The organism is Streptomyces sp. SCA2-17, assembly GCF_044336695.1.
Genome location: NZ_CP117521.1, coordinates 214,657 through 230,505, shown reverse-complemented (window position 1 = coordinate 230,505; position 15,849 = coordinate 214,657). Strand labels below are relative to the sequence as shown.

General features: G+C 74.1%; 10 protein-coding genes and 1 tRNA gene. 4 read left to right on the top strand and 7 right to left on the bottom strand.

Features of this window, described 5'->3' with window-relative positions:
• Positions 1 to 10: 10 nt before the first annotated feature.
• Positions 11 to 343 carry a hypothetical protein gene (locus tag PS271_RS01040; RefSeq protein WP_398379208.1) on the bottom strand — a complete coding sequence of 111 codons (333 nt, stop codon included), beginning with the start codon at positions 341 to 343 and terminating at the stop codon, positions 11 to 13.
• Between the two features lie 120 nt (positions 344 to 463).
• Entirely contained in the window at positions 464 to 883 is a 420-nt protein-coding gene (locus tag PS271_RS01035) for a DUF7144 family membrane protein (protein WP_398379207.1), read from the bottom strand.
• Between the two features lie 147 nt (positions 884 to 1,030).
• Here PS271_RS01035 and PS271_RS01030 point away from each other — a divergent pair.
• From PS271_RS01030 to PS271_RS01020, 3 genes are all read left to right on the top strand, one after another.
• Positions 1,031 to 1,104: transfer RNA gene (locus PS271_RS01030), tRNA-Lys, on the top strand.
• Between the two features lie 104 nt (positions 1,105 to 1,208).
• Positions 1,209 to 1,973, top strand: coding sequence for an AfsR/SARP family transcriptional regulator (locus PS271_RS01025; protein ID WP_398379205.1), 765 nt, complete (start codon positions 1,209 to 1,211; stop codon positions 1,971 to 1,973).
• A gap of 74 nt (positions 1,974 to 2,047) precedes the next feature.
• Positions 2,048 to 5,401 carry an NACHT domain-containing protein gene (locus PS271_RS01020; RefSeq protein WP_398379202.1) on the top strand — a complete coding sequence of 1,118 codons (3,354 nt, stop codon included), beginning with the start codon at positions 2,048 to 2,050 and terminating at the stop codon, positions 5,399 to 5,401.
• 23 nt (positions 5,402 to 5,424) lie between these two features.
• Here PS271_RS01020 and PS271_RS01015 read toward each other — a convergent pair whose 3' ends face one another.
• The 3 genes from PS271_RS01015 to PS271_RS01005 form a co-directional block, all read right to left on the bottom strand.
• Positions 5,425 to 6,765 (bottom strand): SpoIIE family protein phosphatase, encoded by a 1,341-nt coding sequence (locus PS271_RS01015; protein WP_398379200.1) that lies wholly within the window; start codon positions 6,763 to 6,765, stop codon positions 5,425 to 5,427.
• Positions 6,766 to 6,853: 88 nt separating this feature from the next.
• Positions 6,854 to 7,282, bottom strand: coding sequence for a hypothetical protein (locus PS271_RS01010; RefSeq protein ID WP_398379198.1), 429 nt, complete (start codon positions 7,280 to 7,282; stop codon positions 6,854 to 6,856).
• 167 nt (positions 7,283 to 7,449) lie between these two features.
• Complete coding sequence (locus PS271_RS01005) at positions 7,450 to 8,376, bottom strand: LysR family transcriptional regulator (RefSeq protein WP_398379196.1); 927 nt, start codon at positions 8,374 to 8,376, stop codon at positions 7,450 to 7,452.
• Positions 8,377 to 8,447: 71 nt separating this feature from the next.
• Between PS271_RS01005 and PS271_RS01000 the strand changes: the two genes are divergently transcribed.
• Positions 8,448 to 9,194, top strand: coding sequence for an SDR family oxidoreductase (locus tag PS271_RS01000; protein WP_398379194.1), 747 nt, complete (start codon positions 8,448 to 8,450; stop codon positions 9,192 to 9,194).
• A 162-nt stretch (positions 9,195 to 9,356) separates the two neighbouring features.
• Here the strand turns inward: PS271_RS01000 and PS271_RS00995 are convergent, their stop codons facing one another.
• Positions 9,357 to 12,014 carry a condensation domain-containing protein gene (locus PS271_RS00995; protein ID WP_398379192.1) on the bottom strand — a complete coding sequence of 886 codons (2,658 nt, stop codon included), beginning with the start codon at positions 12,012 to 12,014 and terminating at the stop codon, positions 9,357 to 9,359.
• The gene (locus tag PS271_RS00990) at positions 12,011 to 15,829 is read right to left on the bottom strand and encodes an amino acid adenylation domain-containing protein (protein ID WP_398379190.1); all 3,819 of its coding nucleotides are present in this window, start codon (positions 15,827 to 15,829) and stop codon (positions 12,011 to 12,013) included. Before PS271_RS00990 ends, PS271_RS00995 begins: the two co-directional genes overlap by 4 nt.
• Between the last annotated feature and the right edge of the window lie 20 nt (positions 15,830 to 15,849).

Here is a 15,849-nt window from a genome sequence, read left to right as displayed (position 1 = left end):
GGCCCGTTCGTCAGTGCGAACCGAACTTCACGCTCGCGAAGGGGGCGTTCCGGGGTGCGTGGCTGCCCGGCGCGAGGCGGAGCGGCGTGCCCTTGCACTCCTTCTGCGGGTACACCGTCGCCGGGAGCGCCGTGGCGTTGTGCGCCCCCTGGGACTCCTGGCTCATCGTGAGGCACCGGCCGTCCGGCGGGTTCTCGATGAAGAAGGGTGCGCCCTTGGGTCCCACCCAGGCGAACCAGCCCCTTGCGGTGCCGGCGGCGCTCGCGGGCACGGCCAGGGCGAGGGTGCATCCGGCGGCGACCACGACCACGGTGGTGGCGAGTGCGGGACGGAAGAAGCGCATCACTGATCCTTCGACTCGGCTGCTGACTGCGGGAGAATTCCCGGGAATGCCCGGAACGTCTTCACCCGGTGAACGACGCCGGCCGGGCATGGTCACCCCGCTACGAGCCGCGGAATTCCGTTACGAGCCGGGGGAGTCCTCGGGCCGGACCACGCACAGTCCCCAGATGACGAAGGCGCACAACGCGATGACGACGACCGACCACAGCGGGTAATAGGGAATGGACAGGAAACTGGCGAGCAGCAGCAGGGCCGCGACGGCCACGCCGAGGATCCTGGCCCACAGGCTCACCCGGAACAGCCCGACGCCCACCATGAGCGCCGCGATGCCGAGGAACAGGTGGACCCATCCCCAGCCCGCCAGGCTGAATTTGAAGACGTAGTCCGGGGTGGTGACGAAGACCTTGTCGTGGACGATGGCCATGATTCCCCGGAAGAGATTCATGAACCCCACGACCAGCATCATCACAGCCGCGAAGAGCGTCAGGCCACCGGCGGCGGCCCGGGACTTCTCGGATTGCGGATGGAGGGTGGATGACATGGGCGACCTCCCTTGCCCGTACGCCGGCCCGCACGGCGATCCGCATGGCGGGCCGGCCCTCACGTCCATCGTTTCCCTTCCCGGCCTCTTCTGCCACCCATGAGGCCGGGCGGCGCGCCCCCGGAAGTCATGTAATATTCATGTCGCGCGCCGCTAGCTCAGTTGGTTAGAGCAGCTGACTCTTAATCAGCGGGTCCGGGGTTCGAGTCCCTGGCGGCGCACAAGGAAAGGCCCCTGCTGACGTGTTCGGCGGGGGCTTTTTTCGGTTCGGCACTCCCCGGGTCCTCGATTCGACACCCCCGGACGCCCACCGCACGATGGGAAAGTGCCGTCATCAGAGGAAGGCGCCACCCTCCGCATGGCCCTGCTCGGCGGATTCCGCCTCACCGGAGCCGGCGGTTGCGTGCGGATTCCCGCAGGCTCCGAACGCCTGCTGGCCTACGTCGCCCTTCGCTCCGGACCGGTCGCGCGGAGTGACGTCGCGGAGAACCTCTGGCCCGGCGCGTCCGAGGCCCGGGCCCACGCGTCGCTGCGCTCGGCGCTCGCCCGGCTGCGCGGCGCGGGCTGCTGCCGGGCCCTCGCCATCGGCCCCGCTGAGCTCGCCCTCGCCGAGGGCGTGACGGTCGACTTGCACGAGCTCCGCGCCCTCGCCCGGGAGCTGCTGGACGCCACGGAAACGAGGAGCCTGGGCACCGGGGAGATCGACGGTCTCTCGCAGGACCTCCTGCCGGGCTGGTGCGACGACTGGGCGCTCCGCGAAGCGGAGGAGTGGCGGCAACTGCGGCTGCACGCCCTCGAAGCGCTCGCGCAGCACTTCGCCGGGGCACGGCGTTACGCCCACGCGGTGTCGGCCGCCGGCGCTGCCGTGCGCGCCGAGCCGCTGCGGGAGAGCGCCCATGCGGCCCTCATCAAGGCCCACCTCGCCGAGGGCAACCAGTCCGAGGCGCTCCGCGCCTTCCGGAGCTACCAGGCGCTCCTGCGCAGTGAGCTCGGCCTGAGCCCGACACCCGGCCTGCTCGGCCTGGTGGCCGGCCTCCGTCCGGCCGCGCCCCGCGTCGACGGGCATCACGCGGCGGTCACGTGGCGGTGACGGCGAGGTGGTCATGATGAAGGAGCGATGCGACGCGACGGGCTGACGAGCACGGGTTGACGTCCATGAGTTACGTGATCAAGCATCCTCAAGGCAAGGTCGCACCCCGGAGGGCTCCGCTCCTGGTCCGGCCGCGGCGGGTGTTGTCCCGCGCGGCCGATGCCGTGGGCCGCCGCGTCCGTTCGGTGCGGGTCCGGCTGGCGGCCCGGAGCAAGGTCGCACCGGCCCAGCGGTGGTGGACGAGGGGGTCACCCAAGCGGTTCCTCCCCTACCTCGGCACCCTGATCCTCCTGGCTTACGTCGGCTTCGGTGTCTACGCGCTCCTCGCGAGCCGGGCCTCTCCCATAGAGAAGTGGTGCCGGGCGACCGGCACCGGCTGCACCGTGGTCTACGGATTCCTCACCCCGTTCCTGAGCCTCAGTCTCGCCACGATCGTCTTCTTCTACGCGACCTACGGCGCGGTGCGCAGGACTCTCGTCCGGGCTGCCAGGAAGGACCCGCGCGGCATGGTGCCGACGGCCGGACCGGCCATCGCGGAGGTCGTCGGGCGCCGGGAGATGTGCCGGGTCATCGCCCGGGCGCTGCGGGACAAGCGCACCAGGCGTCCGTACCTGCTCGTGGGCGGCGTGGGAGCCGGGAAGACGACGGTCCTCGTGCAGCTCACCCGGATGCTCGCCGAGAAGGGGGCCGTCCCCGTCCCGATCAGACTGCGGGACGTCGACATGGACGCGGGACGGCTCGACTTCCGTGAAGCGGCCATGAAGCGCTTCGGGGAGATGGCGGACCGCAATGTGCTCTCCGACCGGCACAGCGAGAGGGTGTGGCGCCAGCTGTGCATGGACGACAAGGCCGTCGTCCTCGCCGACGGCCTGGAGGAGACCTTCGCCGACGGCAGGAAGCAGAAGCAGCGGGACGTCCTCATCCGCCGGGCGATCGAGCGGGCGGAGCAGCAGGGGCTTCCCCTCGTCATCGCCTCCCGCCCCCACGCGCCGCTGGAGCACACCCGGGCCGCGGTCGTCGACCTGGAGCCGCTGAGCGAAGAGGCGGCGCTGGAGTACCTGCGGGAGGACCGGCCGGACCACGACTGCCTCCGCATGGACCGCGTCGCCGAAGCGGCGGGTGCGGCCGAGTCCCCGCTGTACCTGCGGATCGCGCGGGAGCTGCGGGAGCACCCCCCGCGCGAAGCCGTGACGGACGCCGAGCGCTGGGCGGTGCTGGACCCGTGCGGCGGCGACCGGACGGCGACGCAGCGGCGCCTGCTCGACGAATGGCGGGAGGCGCTGGTCACCGGGCGCCTCCGCGGCGAAGTGGCGCTGGCCCCGGGGGACCGCGAAAAGGTCATCGAACTCGTCTCCGCGCTGGCCGGGATCGGACTGCTGCGCGATCAGCTGGAGGTCCGGATCGGTGATCTGAGGAGGCAGCCGGACGTGCTGAACCGGCTCATGGAACGGCTCGGCGAGGGATGCCGCAGCGGCAGCATCGACAAGCAGAGGCAGCGCGAGCTCATGGCGCTGTGCGTGACGCAGGGAGAGCAGCTGGGTCTGATCGAGACCCGGGGGGAGAAGGTCCGTTTCCAGCACAGCGTCCTCCAGGCGTACCTGGGTTCCGCATACCTCGACGCCAAGGAGTGCGCGCTCCTGGCCGATGCCCTGGGCAAGGAGGCGGGCCCCGGCCGCGAACTCCTCATAGGGCTGGGCCTGGACTCCCGGTCGCGGCAACCCGGTCCGCAGGAGCCCGTCGTCGAGCAACTCATCAAAGCGGCCGGTGCCCGCAAGGACCCCAAGGCCCTCGACATGTACGCCGTCGCCCTCGACATCGACAGGGCTGCGGGAGCCGCCCACCACGGTCGCATCGCCGAGACGCTTCGCGAGCGGTGGGCGGACATCACGGCCGGCGACCGCAGGACGATCGAAGAGGCGAAGGAACGCCTGGTGCACCGGTTCGGGGAAGTCCTGAGGGCGGTCGCGTGCCCGGCCTACGAGCAGTTCTTCACCATCGCCACCGTCGAGCCCTCGTATCAGATCAGGCTGGCCGTCGCCCAGGAGATCGGCGCCGGCGGGGACGAGGCCTTCGATGCCCTGCGGGCCATGTTCCCCCTGCCCCGGGATGACGAACACGGCAGGGACGACCCCTGGCGGCAGTACGAGAAGGAACTCCGCGAACAGTTGAACGCGGAGCGCTGGACCCGCGAGAACCTCGTCAGGCGGGCTGGTGTGCTGGGCGACGCCTACGAGAAGCAGGCCAAGGAGGCCGCCGCGGCAGGGGACGAGCAGCGGCTGCGGATCTGGCGGAAGTTCGTCATGCGGGCCTGGCTCGTGCCGATGGTGGTCGGATCGGTGAGCAGGAAGCACAGGGAACAGGCGAAGGAGAGGCTCCAGCTCTGGCTCCGCCACCTGCAGCCGGAGCACGACCGCCCGCACGGGGCGGACCTGCCCATCTCACTGGAGATCGCCCTGGCCCAGGGGTTCATCAGCGCGGCCAACCGGAGACGCCGGCACCCGCAGAACAATGAGGAAGCGCGGGAGTTCCTGGTCGCCCAAGCAGAGATCATGCTGGCCCAGGCCCGCTACTGGTACTCGCAGATGACGCTCATCCAGGCCCTGTGCCTGTGGGAGCTCCCCGACCCCACGGAAGGAGCCCCCCACGGCGATTCCGGAAGCGGCCGGCCGGCGCGGAAGACCGATCCGACGAAGGCGGTCAAGCGCTGGCTGGCTCTGGCGGGCAGCAAACAGGACCCGCGGGCCCTGCACCCGGGGGACCGGACCCGTAAGGGCGACCGCGTGCACCCGTTCGTCGCCGAGGCGGCGAGCCTCGCCGTCTTCGCCCTGGAGAGCGGCGACCCCGAGCGATTCGTCTGGATCGACGAGATCGGCGTCATGAACACCATCGGATCGTCCTCCGCCGATCCCCGGGTCCATCGCAAGCACCGCCTCTGGATTCCGCCGTCGGTGGGCTGGAGCAACCTGCACCCGCGCGCCCAGCAACTGCTCGCCGACGTCTTCCTGCTGCGCAACCTCACCGAACGGGACTCGCAGCAGCCGGACGAACTGGAGGCGTGCCTGGAGAGGGCGGACCGCACCGACCTGCCGCCGTGTCTCGCCAAGCACCGGCGTACGCTCCGGCCCGGGCGGACCGTGGGCATGGCCGGGGACGCGACACCGGGAAGCGCCTGCCGCTCGGAAAGCGCCTGCCGCGACTGCCCCTTCGAGCTGTGCCCCTACCCCGCCATGGGCGTGCAGCCGCGGGCCGAAGTGCGCGAGGTCTTCTGCCGGCAACAGCAGGCGCTCCTGCGCCGCTATCGCTGGAGGAGCTACTTCAACCCCTTGTCCTGGACGCGCAAGAAGGCGCCGTGGCAGGCCATGACGGCCCGTGAACTGCGCGAGTTCTGGGGAGCCATGGCGGACCGGTCACGAACCCCCTCCTCCTGAGGGCCGTCCTCGACCGCCACGGCTCACTCCGCCTCCGGGGCCCGCAGGACGAGCAGGGCCAGGTCGTCGTGCCCGTCGCTGGGGCGGGCCTCGGCGACGGCCCGGCCGAGCACGTCGAGCGGAGCCCCCGCGTGGGCCGCGGCGACCTCGGCGATGGCGTGCAGGCCCTCGTCCAGACCGTGGCCCGGGTGCTCCACCAGCCCGTCGGTGAACATCAGGACCGTCGCCCCCGCGGGCAGCGTGTAGCGGTGGTCGTGGCGCGCGAACCGGGCGTCGACGCCGATCGGCACGTCGGGCTCCGCGTCGAGGAAGCGCGTCGTGCCGTCCGCGGTCACCACCAGGGGCGGCGGATGCCCCGCGCTGCTCCAGACCAGGGACCACGCGTTCCCCCGGGGCACGAGGCGGACCAGGCAGGCGGTCGCCATCGTCGGCTCGGCGACCGCCTCCAGGGTGCGGTCCAGGCGGCTCAGCAGCTCGCTGGGCAGGGCGTCCGAGTCGTAGGCGAGGGCGCGCAGCATGTTGCGGATCTGGGCCATGGTGGCGGCCGCCCGCACGTCGTGGCCGAGCACGTCCCCGACGATCATCACGCGGGTGTCGTCGGGCAGCACCATCGCGTCGTACCAGTCGCCGCCCAGCAGCGCCGGGTCCGCCGCGGGCTGGTACACCGCCCAGGCGTCGAAGGGGGAGAGGTCGGGCAGGCTCGGCAGGAGCAGCCGCTGGAACTGCTCCGCGCCGGAGCGGACGCGGCCGTAGAGGCGGGCGTTCTCGATGGCGACACCGGCCGCGCCGGCCAGCGCGACCACCACGGACTCGTCGTCGCCGTCGAAGGAGCCGCCGCCCTGCCGGTCGGCGAGGTAGAGGTTGCCGTAGATCCTGCCCCGTACGGTGATGGCGACGCCGAGCAGCGAACGCATCGGCGGGTGCCCCGGCGGGAACTGAGCGGCCTGCGGGTGGTCGGCGATGCTGTCCACGCGCAGCGGACGGGGGTCGGTGATGAGCAGTCCGAGGAGGCCCTCGCCGTGGGGGAGCGCCACCCCGGTCAGCCGTTCCTCCTCCTCGCCGTGCAGGCCCACGGGGATGAACTCGGCGAGCTTGGTGCCCTCCTCGTCCAGCACGCCGAGGGCGCCGTAGCGCGCGCCCACGAGCTCCATCGCCGTCGTCACGATGCGGCGGAGCACCACGGGGAGCTCCAGCTCCCCGCTGATCGTGAGTATGGCCTCCAATAAGCCCCGCATCCGCTCCTGGGCGCGGGCGAACTCGGCCAGCTGATCCCCGAGCCGGTCGAGGTCCGCGTGCAGGCTCGGCCGCCTGCGGGCAGGGCTGCGCGGGGGACGGCCGTCATGATCTGTCTCGCTTGCTGCCACCGGGCACAGGCTAGTGACTCGGCGTCCGGAGCGTGGCCAATACTCGTATGTCTGTCCCGTGTCGGCCGCACCCGGTTCCCCGCCCGGGTCACAGCGCCGCGACGGTCTCCTGGCGGGCGTAGCTGAACCCCTCGTCGTCGAAGTAGAAGACCGTGACCTTCACCCGGTCCCCCTTCGCGAAGTGCGAGCCGACGGCGGCGCGCAGGGCCATCCGGGCGGAGTGGCTCGCGTAGTCGCAGGTGAGCTTGTCGACCTTGATCGTCCCGGCGGCGACGGACTCGTCGTGGTCGTTCGTGCTCAGCTTGGCCGCGTTGGCCACCAGCTGGTGGTTCATGCCCGGGTCGCACGAGTACGTGACGTCCACCTGGAGGCCGGGGTCGTGGAGCGCCACCTTCCCGATCGTCAGAAGATTGGCCTTGGCGGCAGCGGACGGAGCGGTGGCGAGCGCACCCGCACCGATCACGAGCGCGGCGGCCGCGGCACCGGCGAGGCGACGCGCGAAGCGGGACGACGTCATGGAGTTTCCTTCCCCCTGGAGCGCAGCGGAGCCTGACTGAACCGAGCGCTGCAACGTTTGTTCGCATGTCATGCGAGATCACGGATGCTACGTGAAGTCCCCGCCGTCCAGCATCGGTTTCAGGCCACGCCCGGGGCGCGGCGCACCGCCGGCTGCGGCGCCGGATTTCACCGGCACTCGCCGCACACGTCCCCGGGCCCGCCCTGCTTCCGTACCACCTCGGCTGCCGCGTCGGCGAAGGCGCGGACACGGCCGGTCTCCGCCGCCGCGCGCCAGACCAGGCCGTACTCCAGCGGCGGGGCGTCGGCGAAGGGGACGTACGCGATGTTGGGGCGGGCGTAGTACCGGGCCTCGTGCGCGGGCGCCGGATGCACACCCCGCCCCGCGCCCACGAGCGCGAGGAGCTCCTGCCGGGTGGCGGCTTCCTCGCCGCGCTCGACGGGGAGACCGCCGGGGGTGGTGCGGGGCAGCAGGGCGTCGAGCCAGTAGTCCGGTACGGGCCCCGAGAGGCTGAGCACCTTGTCCCTGGCGAGGTCGTCGAGGCTCACCGAGGGGCGGCGCGCGAAGGGGTGCCGGGTGGAAACGGTGAGGACACGGCGGTCGGAGATGAGGACGGGCCCGGTGGACAGGTCGGTCTCCACGACGGGGAACTGGGCGAGCAGCAGGTCGAGTTCACCCTCGCGGAGCAGCCGGAAGGGGTCGGAGAGCGGAGCCTCGTGCAGGGCGACCTCGCCGGCTTCCGGGTGGTTCGCGCGGTACGCGGAGGCGGCGAAGAGCACCAGTTCGCCGGAGAGGGGACTGGTGAACCCGACGCGCAGCGGCTCGGCCAGACCGCGCCCGGCGGCGACGGCACGGGCGACACCGTCCTTGATCAGCTGGTAGCCGGGGCGTACGTCGTCGAGGAGTCGCTGCCCGATCGGCGTCAACTCCACGCGCCTGCTGGTCCGTTCGAAGAGCGCGGCACCGATCCGCCGCTCCAGCTGCTTGATGGTCTGGCTGACCCGGGCCTGGGAGACGTGCAGCCGTTCGGCGGTGCGCCCGAAGTGCAGCTCGTCGGCGAGCGTCAGGAAGATCTCAAGGTCACGGCGTTCCATAACCCTGAAGTTATCAATCGCTCCGGACTCCGTCGTTGTTCGTCCCCGCGGAACCCCCGAAGCTGAACGACATGACCACCACGAACACCGCACCCACCGCCCCCCGCCCCCTCGCCGTCATCACCGGAGCGAGTTCCGGCATAGGCGCCGCCACCGCCCGGACCCTCTCCGCCCTCGGCCACCCCCTGCTCCTGCTGGCCCGCAGGGTCGAGCGGATCGAGGCGCTGGCCCTTCCCGGCACCCTCGCCCGCTCCGTCGACGTGACCGACGCCAAGGGGATGGCCGCCGCCGTGGCGGAGGCCGAGGCGCAGTACGGCCCCGCCGATCTGATCGTCAACAACGCGGGCGTGATGCTGCTCGGCGAGGTCGCCCGGCAGCCCGCCGATGAGTGGGAGCGGATGTTCGACGTCAATGTGCGGGGTCTGCTGAACGGGATACGGGTGGTCCTGCCCGGCATGATCGAGCGCGGGCGCGGCACGGTGATCAACGTCAGCTCGGTCGCGGGCCGCAGGACCTACGCCAACCACACGGTGTACAGCGGCAGCAAGTTCGCGGTGCACGGCATCTCCGAGAGCCTGCGCGAAGAGGTCGCGGGCCACGGGGTGCGCGTCGTCACCATCGCCCCGGGAGCCGTCGAGACCGAACTGCTCTCGCACACCACCGACGAGGCCGTGAAGGCCGACTACCAGGCGTTCAAGGACTCCATCGAGGTGCTCGCCCCCGAGGACGTGGCGACGGCGATCGGCTACGCGTACCAGCAGCCCCAGCGGGTCACCGTCCGCGAACTGGTCCTGGCGGCCACGGCCCAGGCCGCGTGACGTCCAGGACCGTGCCTCGGGCGGCCTTCGGCGGGCGGTTGTCCGGATTGAGGGCGTGACGTCCGGCGGGCTTCGTCGTTCTTCACGGTGGGTGCACGTAATACCGTCGGGCCACCAGGACGATGTCCTGGTGGCCCGACGGTTTTCCGGGGTGCGCGCGGGTCAGAGCGCCAGCATGGCGGCGATCGCCGAGCGCCAGTCCTCGCCCGGGCGCGCCACCAGTTCCTCGGCCAGGGCCTCGGCGCGGTAGCGGTGGCGGTGCAGGAGGCCGGGCGCGGCTCCGCCGGGGACGAGGGTGCTGGGGCTGCCGAGGAGCCGGATCAGCTCGGCGGCGAACTCCTCCCAGCCGACGTGGCCGCCGATGGCGTTGACCGTGCCGTGCGGGGGCCGTTCGGCGCACGTCACCAGGGTCCGGGCCAGGGCCGCGGCGTGGATCCAGGGCACGCCGCACCACGGGTCGCCCGAGGCGGGGGCGGCGCCCGCCGCCGGCAGGACGACCGGCTCTCCGGCGCGGGCCGCCTGGTAGAGCGCGCCCGTCGCACCCCAGCGCAGCTGGTCGCGCAGCCGGGCGTGCGGGCCCCACACGATCGGGGCGCGGACCGCGGCGGCCCCGCCCCGGCCCGCCGTGCCCGCCGCCTCCCACAGCATCCGCTCGCAGTCGAGCTTCGCCCGCCCGTACGCCGTGAGCGGCTCCTCCGGCGCGGTGTCCTCGGCGACGTCGGCCACCGACGGCCGCCCGTACGCGTCCACGCTGCTCACGAAGACGAACGAGCCGCGCCGCCAGCCGGCCAGCAGGGCGCGCATCGCCGCGACGTCCACCTCCGGTGAGGTGAACGTGCAGGCCGCGTGGATGATCGCGGTCACGTCGTCCGTGACCGCCGCGCGCAGGCTGTCCGCGTCGGCCAGGTCGCCCTCGGCCACCTCCACCCCGTCGGCTGCCACCAAGTGTGCCGACTCGGGCCGTACGAGCGCCCGGACCTGCCGGCCGCGGGCCGCCAGCTCTTGCAGCACGAACGCCCCGACGCCGCCGGTGCCGCCCGTCACGAGGACAGTGCGGGTGGCGGAGGGCCGCGCGGCCCCGGGGGACGTACGGGTCGCCGGGCGCTGCCGCGCTTGCGTCCGTGTCCGTTCCTGTTCCTCCAGCAGTGCCCCCAGTGCGCGCGGGGTGCGCTGCTCCAGGACGTCGAGCCCCGTCAGCGGCACCCGCAGCCGCTCCCGGAGCCGCTCGGCGACCCGGACGGCGAGCAGGGAGTGCCCACCGAGCAGGAAGAAGTCCCCGTCGGGGCCCGGCCGCTCGCCGAGCAGCTCGGCGAAGACCTCCACGACGGCGGTGGCGGAGGCGGGGAGGTGCGCGGGCCCACCGGCCTCGTCCGGTTCACCGGCCCCCTCCGGCGCCGGGCGCCGCCCGCCACCCGTACGCAGCGGGCGGCTCTCGCCCGCCGCCAGCGACCTCAGCGTCTCCGCGAAGGCGGACAGCAGGCGGCCGGCCGTGCGTTCGCCCAGGCCGGCGCGGTCGTAGCGGACCAGGCAGCGCGGCGCGCTGCCGGCCGTGCCCTCTTCCAGGTAGAGGCCCAGGCCGAACTTGGCGCCGTTCAGTTCGACGTCGACGGGCTCGCAGTCCGCCCCGGCCAGCCGCAGGCCGGGGGGCGGGGACAGGACGTCCGCCGTGACGCCCACCAAGGGGTTGCCGCCGGCATCGCGGGCGGCCGTGGCGCCGAGGCGTTCGACCATGAGGTCGAACGGGACGTGGCGGTGGCGCTGCGCCTCCAGGAGCGCGTCCCGCACGCGCGCGAGCAGCGCGCCCGTGTCCGCGGCTCCGGCGAGTCCGGGCCGGACCGGGAGGGTGTTCACGCACAGGCCCACCAAGTCGCGCGCGCCCGCCGTGTCGCGGTGGCTGCTGGCGCAGCCGATGACGAGGTCGTCCTCGCCGGTCGCCTCCCGGAGCGCCGCGAACGCCGCGGACAGCACGACCGTGAACAGCGTCGCCCGGTGGGCACGGCCCGCCGCCCGCAGCCCCTCGACCGCGCCGGGCTCCAGCGGCACGGACAGCACCCGCGCCTCGCCCCGGGCGCCGGGCTCCGCGCCGTCGCGGGGCAGGGGAACCGGGCGGGCGCCCGCCAACTGCGCGGTCCAGTACGCGAGGCCCTCGTCGAGCGCGTCCGAACCGGCCCGCTCCCGCCGGGCGAAGTCCGCGTACCGCGGCGCGGCGTGCTCCGGTTCCGCGGCGCGCCCCTCCAGCTCCGCGCGGTAGCGGTCGCCGAGCTCGCGGGCGATCACGTCCAGGGAACCGCCGTCCACAGCAATGTGATGGAACGTCAGCATGAGCGTGTGGTCGTTGTCGGCGTGCCGGACGTGCAAAGCCCGCAGCGCAGGGCCGGTCGCGAGGTCGAAACCGCGGGCCGCCTCCTCGCCGAGCACCTTGCGCGCGGCGTCCCCGGCGGCGGCGTCCACCGTACGGACCGGAACCCGCCGCGCCGCCGTCACCTCCTGATACGGCTCGCCGTCCCGCTGCCCGTAGCGCGTCCGCAGCACCTCGTGGCGGCGCACCAGGCCGGTGAGGGCCCGGCCGAACGCCTCCGCGTCGAAGGGGCCGCGCACCCGGGTCGCGAACGGCACGTTGTAGACCGTGCCGCCCTGCCCCAGGCGCTCCATCAGCCACATCCGGTGCTGGGCGTGGGACAGCGGCGCGGTGCCGTCGCCGTCCGCGGCAGGCGCCGGACGCTCCTGCCTGCGGGCCGCCCGGGCGTCCGCGCTGCGGCGGCGGGCAAGCCGCAGCAGCGCCTCCTGCCGGGCGACCTCCGAAGCCGTACCGCTGCTCACTGCCCCGCTCCGTTCCGCTCGGCGTCCGGCTCCACGCCGTACGTCTCCGCCAGCGCCTCCTCGATGAGGGCCGCCTGTCCCGCCACCGTGGGCGCCGCGAAGAACGCGGCCAGCGTCAGCTCCACGCCGAGGTCCTCGCGCAGGTCGTCCACGACGCCCAGCGCGAGCAGCGAATGCCCGCCCAGGTCCAGGAAGTCGGCGTCCGGGTCGCCGACCTCGCACTCCAGCGCCCGGCTCCAGGCGTCCGCGACCGCCCGCTGAAGCGGCGTCAGCTCACGGCGTACGGGCCCGGGCGCGCCCGCGGACCGCGGCAGACCGGGCACCGGCCGCGCGGCGAGCGCCCGGCGGTCCACCTTTCCGTTGCTCGTCAGCGGCAGCGCGTCGACCACGGACCACGCGTTGGGCAGCAGGTGCGCCGGCAGCCGCCCGGCCAGGTGGTCGCGCAGGGCCGCCACGGCGGGCTGCCCGTCGCCGTCGGGCACGACGAAGGCGACCAGGCGCGCGTCGTCCTCGCCGGCCCGTACGACGGTCACGGCGGCGTCCGCCACGCGCGGGTGGTCACGCAGGGCGTGCTCGATCTCGCCCGGCTCGATCCGGAAGCCGCGGACCTTGACCTGGTCGTCCACGCGGCCGTGGAAGTCCAGCGTCCCGTCCGGGCGCGCCGATACGACATCGCCCGTGCGGTACAGCCGCCCCGCCGAGGGGTGCGTGACGAAGCGCTCCTCCGTCAGGGCCTCCTGGCCGAGGTAGCCCGCCGCGAGGCGGGGGCCGCCCACCCACAGCTCGCCGCGGGTGCCCGGGGGCACCGCCTCGCCGTGCTCGTCCAGGACGTGCGCCGTCGCCCCGGCCAAGGGGCGCCCGATCGGTGGCGGGGCGTCACAGTCGGCGTCGTCCCGTACGCGGTGGGCCGTGGCGAACGACGTCGTCTCGGTCGGCCCGTAGCCGTTGACCAGCTCCAGCCACGGGTGGGCGCGCAGGACGGCGCGCGCGTGCCGCGCCGACAGGGCCTCGCCGCCGACGACCACCGAGCGCAGGACGGAGAAGACCTGCGAGCGGCGCGCCGCCAGGTGGTGGAAGAGCGCCGTCGTCAGGAACGCCACGGTGGCACCCAGCCGTTCCACGTCCCGCGCCAGGCTCTCCAGCGACTGCCGTCCCGCGGTGGAGACGGCCACGGCCGCGCCGTTGGCCAGGGCCACCCACAGTTCGAACGGCGAGCCGTCGAAGGTCAGCGCCGAGTGGAACAGCACCCGGTCCCGCGGGGTGACCGTCAGGAAGTCCGGGTCGGCGGTCAGTCCCGCGACGCCCCGGTGGGTGATCGCCACGCCCTTCGGGCGGCCGGTCGAGCCGGAGGTGTACATCACGTACGCCGTCGCGCCGGGGTCGTGGGCGGGCGGCTCCGGCAGGTCGCCCTCTGCGGCGTCGGGGCCGCAGCAGCCGGCGAGCCCGCCCGCGGTCAGGGCGAGCGTCCGGACGGCCGGTATGCCGGCGGCTTCGAGCAGGTCCTTCTCGCCGACGACGAGGGAGACGCCGGCGTCGGTGAGCATCGCCTCGGTACGGGTGCGCGGGTACGCGGCGTCCAGCGGTACGTAGTGACCGCCGGCCCACCAGACGGCCACCTTCGCCACGACGACGCCCACGGAATGCGGCAGCAGCAGTCCCACCGGCGTGCCGCGCCCGACGCCGCGGGCTTGCAGCGCGCCCGCCAGCCGGCGGGCGGCAGCGGCCAGTTCCCCGTAGGTGAGGGTGAGCTCGCCGTCGGTCACGGCGAGGGCCGAGGGGTCGGCGGCGGCGTGGGCGAGTATGCGCCCGAGGACGCCGCCGGGGGCGGCGGGAAGGGCGGTGTCTTCAGGGGCGCTTGCCGCCTTCGGCGTGTGTCCCTCGCGGGAGGCTGCGTACGCTGCCGAGGCCGGGACGCCGGCGGAAGCGCCCTTGTCGGCACGTCCCGCCGTCACCGCCGCGCCGTTCTCCCGGCGGGAGTCCACCAGCGCCGCCAAGCTGCGCAGGTCCGGCTGGCGCAGGAGTTGAGGGGCCCGGAGGCGGACTCCGAAGCGTTCCTCCAGGGCGGTCAGCAGCCGGGCCGCCGTCAGGGAATCGCCGCCCGAGGCCAGGAAGTTGTCGCCGGGGCCGGTCTCCGGGCGGCCGAGGAGGCCGCGGCACAGCTCGACCACGGTGCGCTCTGTGTCCGTCCCCGCACCCGCGCCTGCCGTCGCGGGGCCGGGCGCCGTCGCCAGCAGTCCCGCCCGGTCCACCTTGCCGTTGGCGTCCAGCGGGAACGTCTCCACGTAGCGCAGCGCCGACGGCACCGCCTGCTCGGGCAGCCGGCCGCGGACCGCCTCCAGCAGCTCCGCCGCCGGCACGGCGCCCGCATCCGGCGCGAGCCGGACGAAGGCGATCAGCCGGACGTCGCCCCCGGCCGAGGACTCCGCCGCGACGACGGCACGCAGGACACGCGGATCGTCCTCGAACGCGGCCTCCGCCTCGGCCGGTTCGATGCGCGCGCCGCGCACCTTCACCTGGTCGTCCAAGCGGCCGAGGAACTCCAGGACGCCGTCCGGCCGCATCCGCACCCGGTCCCCGGTGCGGTACACGCGCTCAGTGCCGCCGGCCAGCTCCGGCGGCGGGGCGACGAAGCGGCGGGCGGTGAGGGCCTCGTCCAGGTAGCCGGTCGCGAGGCCCGCGCCGCCGATCCGCAGCTCGCCCGGCTCGCCGCGCGGCACGACGTGCCCGTCCGGGCCGGTGACGCACACGACGGTGCCGTCGGCGGGCGTGCCGATCGGCGGGGGAGTGCCGGGCGCGTCGCCGCCGGAGCCGTCGCCGGAGCCGAGGAGGCCGTGGGCGGTCGCCACGACCGTGGCCTCGGCCGGCCCGTACGCGTTGTCCACGCGGGCGGTGACGTCCGGCCCGGGCCGGCGGCGCAGCCGGTCGCCGCCGATGCTGAGGTGACGCAGCGCCGGCAGGTCCGGCCAGGGGCGTTCGAGGACGATCTCGGCCAGGGGCGTGGGCAGGATGGCCACGTTCACGCCCGCCCGCCGCCACCACGCGGTGAGCACCTCGGGGTCCCAGCGCACGTCGTCCGGGGGGACGGCGAGGGCCGCGCCGGAGGTCAGGGCGGCCCACAGCTCCAGGACGTGCGGGTCGAAGGAGACGCCGACCAGCAGGCTGTGCCGGTCGCCGGGCCGGGCGTCGGTGCGCGCCGCGTACCAGCGCAGCCGGGCGGCGAGCGCCGTGCCCGGCACCGCGACGGCCTTGGGCACGCCGGTCGAGCCGGAGGTGAGCACCGCGTAGAACGTGCCGCCGGGAACGGCGGGCCGCCCGGCGCCCGGGGCGGCGGCGGGGAATGCCGCGACGGCCCCGCCGCGCGCGTTGGCGCCCTCGGCGGGCAGTGGCAGCGACAGCCGCTCGGCGCCCGCGTACGCCTCGGGCAGCGCGTCCGGCGCGCCGATCAAGCAGGCGACGCGCAGCCCGTCCGCCACCGCGGCCAGCCGCCGCTCGCCGGGGCGCGGCCCGAGCGGGAGGTAGACGGCGCCGAGCCGGGCCACGGCGACGGCCGTGGCGACGAGGGCGGCGGAGCGGTCCAGGCAGACGGCGACGAGGTCGCCGGGCCGCACCCGGTCGCGCAGCGCGTCGGCCGTCCGGCCGGCGAGGACGTCCAGTTCGGCGTAGGTCCAGGTGAGTTCGCCGTCTTCGACGGCGGGCGCGTCCGGGGCCGCGGAGACGTGGTGCGCGTACCGGGCCAGGACGTCGTCCCAGCCCTCCGCGGTGGCGGTGCCGCCGTAGGCGATGGACAGGTCTGCGGCAACAGGTGAAGAAGTCATGGTTCCTCCGTGATCACGTA

Excerpts from the sequence above, each read along its gene's own strand:
- PS271_RS01040 (WP_398379208.1), bottom strand. The coding sequence starts at position 343 with ATGCGCTTCTTCCGTCCCGCACTCGCCACCACCGTGGTCGTGGTCGCC.
- PS271_RS01035 (WP_398379207.1), bottom strand. The coding sequence starts at position 883 with ATGTCATCCACCCTCCATCCGCAATCCGAGAAGTCCCGGGCCGCCGCC.
- PS271_RS01010 (WP_398379198.1), bottom strand. The coding sequence starts at position 7,282 with ATGACGTCGTCCCGCTTCGCGCGTCGCCTCGCCGGTGCCGCGGCCGCC.
- PS271_RS01005 (WP_398379196.1), bottom strand. The coding sequence starts at position 8,376 with ATGGAACGCCGTGACCTTGAGATCTTCCTGACGCTCGCCGACGAGCTG.
- PS271_RS01000 (WP_398379194.1), top strand. The coding sequence starts at position 8,448 with ATGACCACCACGAACACCGCACCCACCGCCCCCCGCCCCCTCGCCGTC.
- PS271_RS00990 (WP_398379190.1), bottom strand. The coding sequence starts at position 15,829 with ATGACTTCTTCACCTGTTGCCGCAGACCTGTCCATCGCCTACGGCGGC.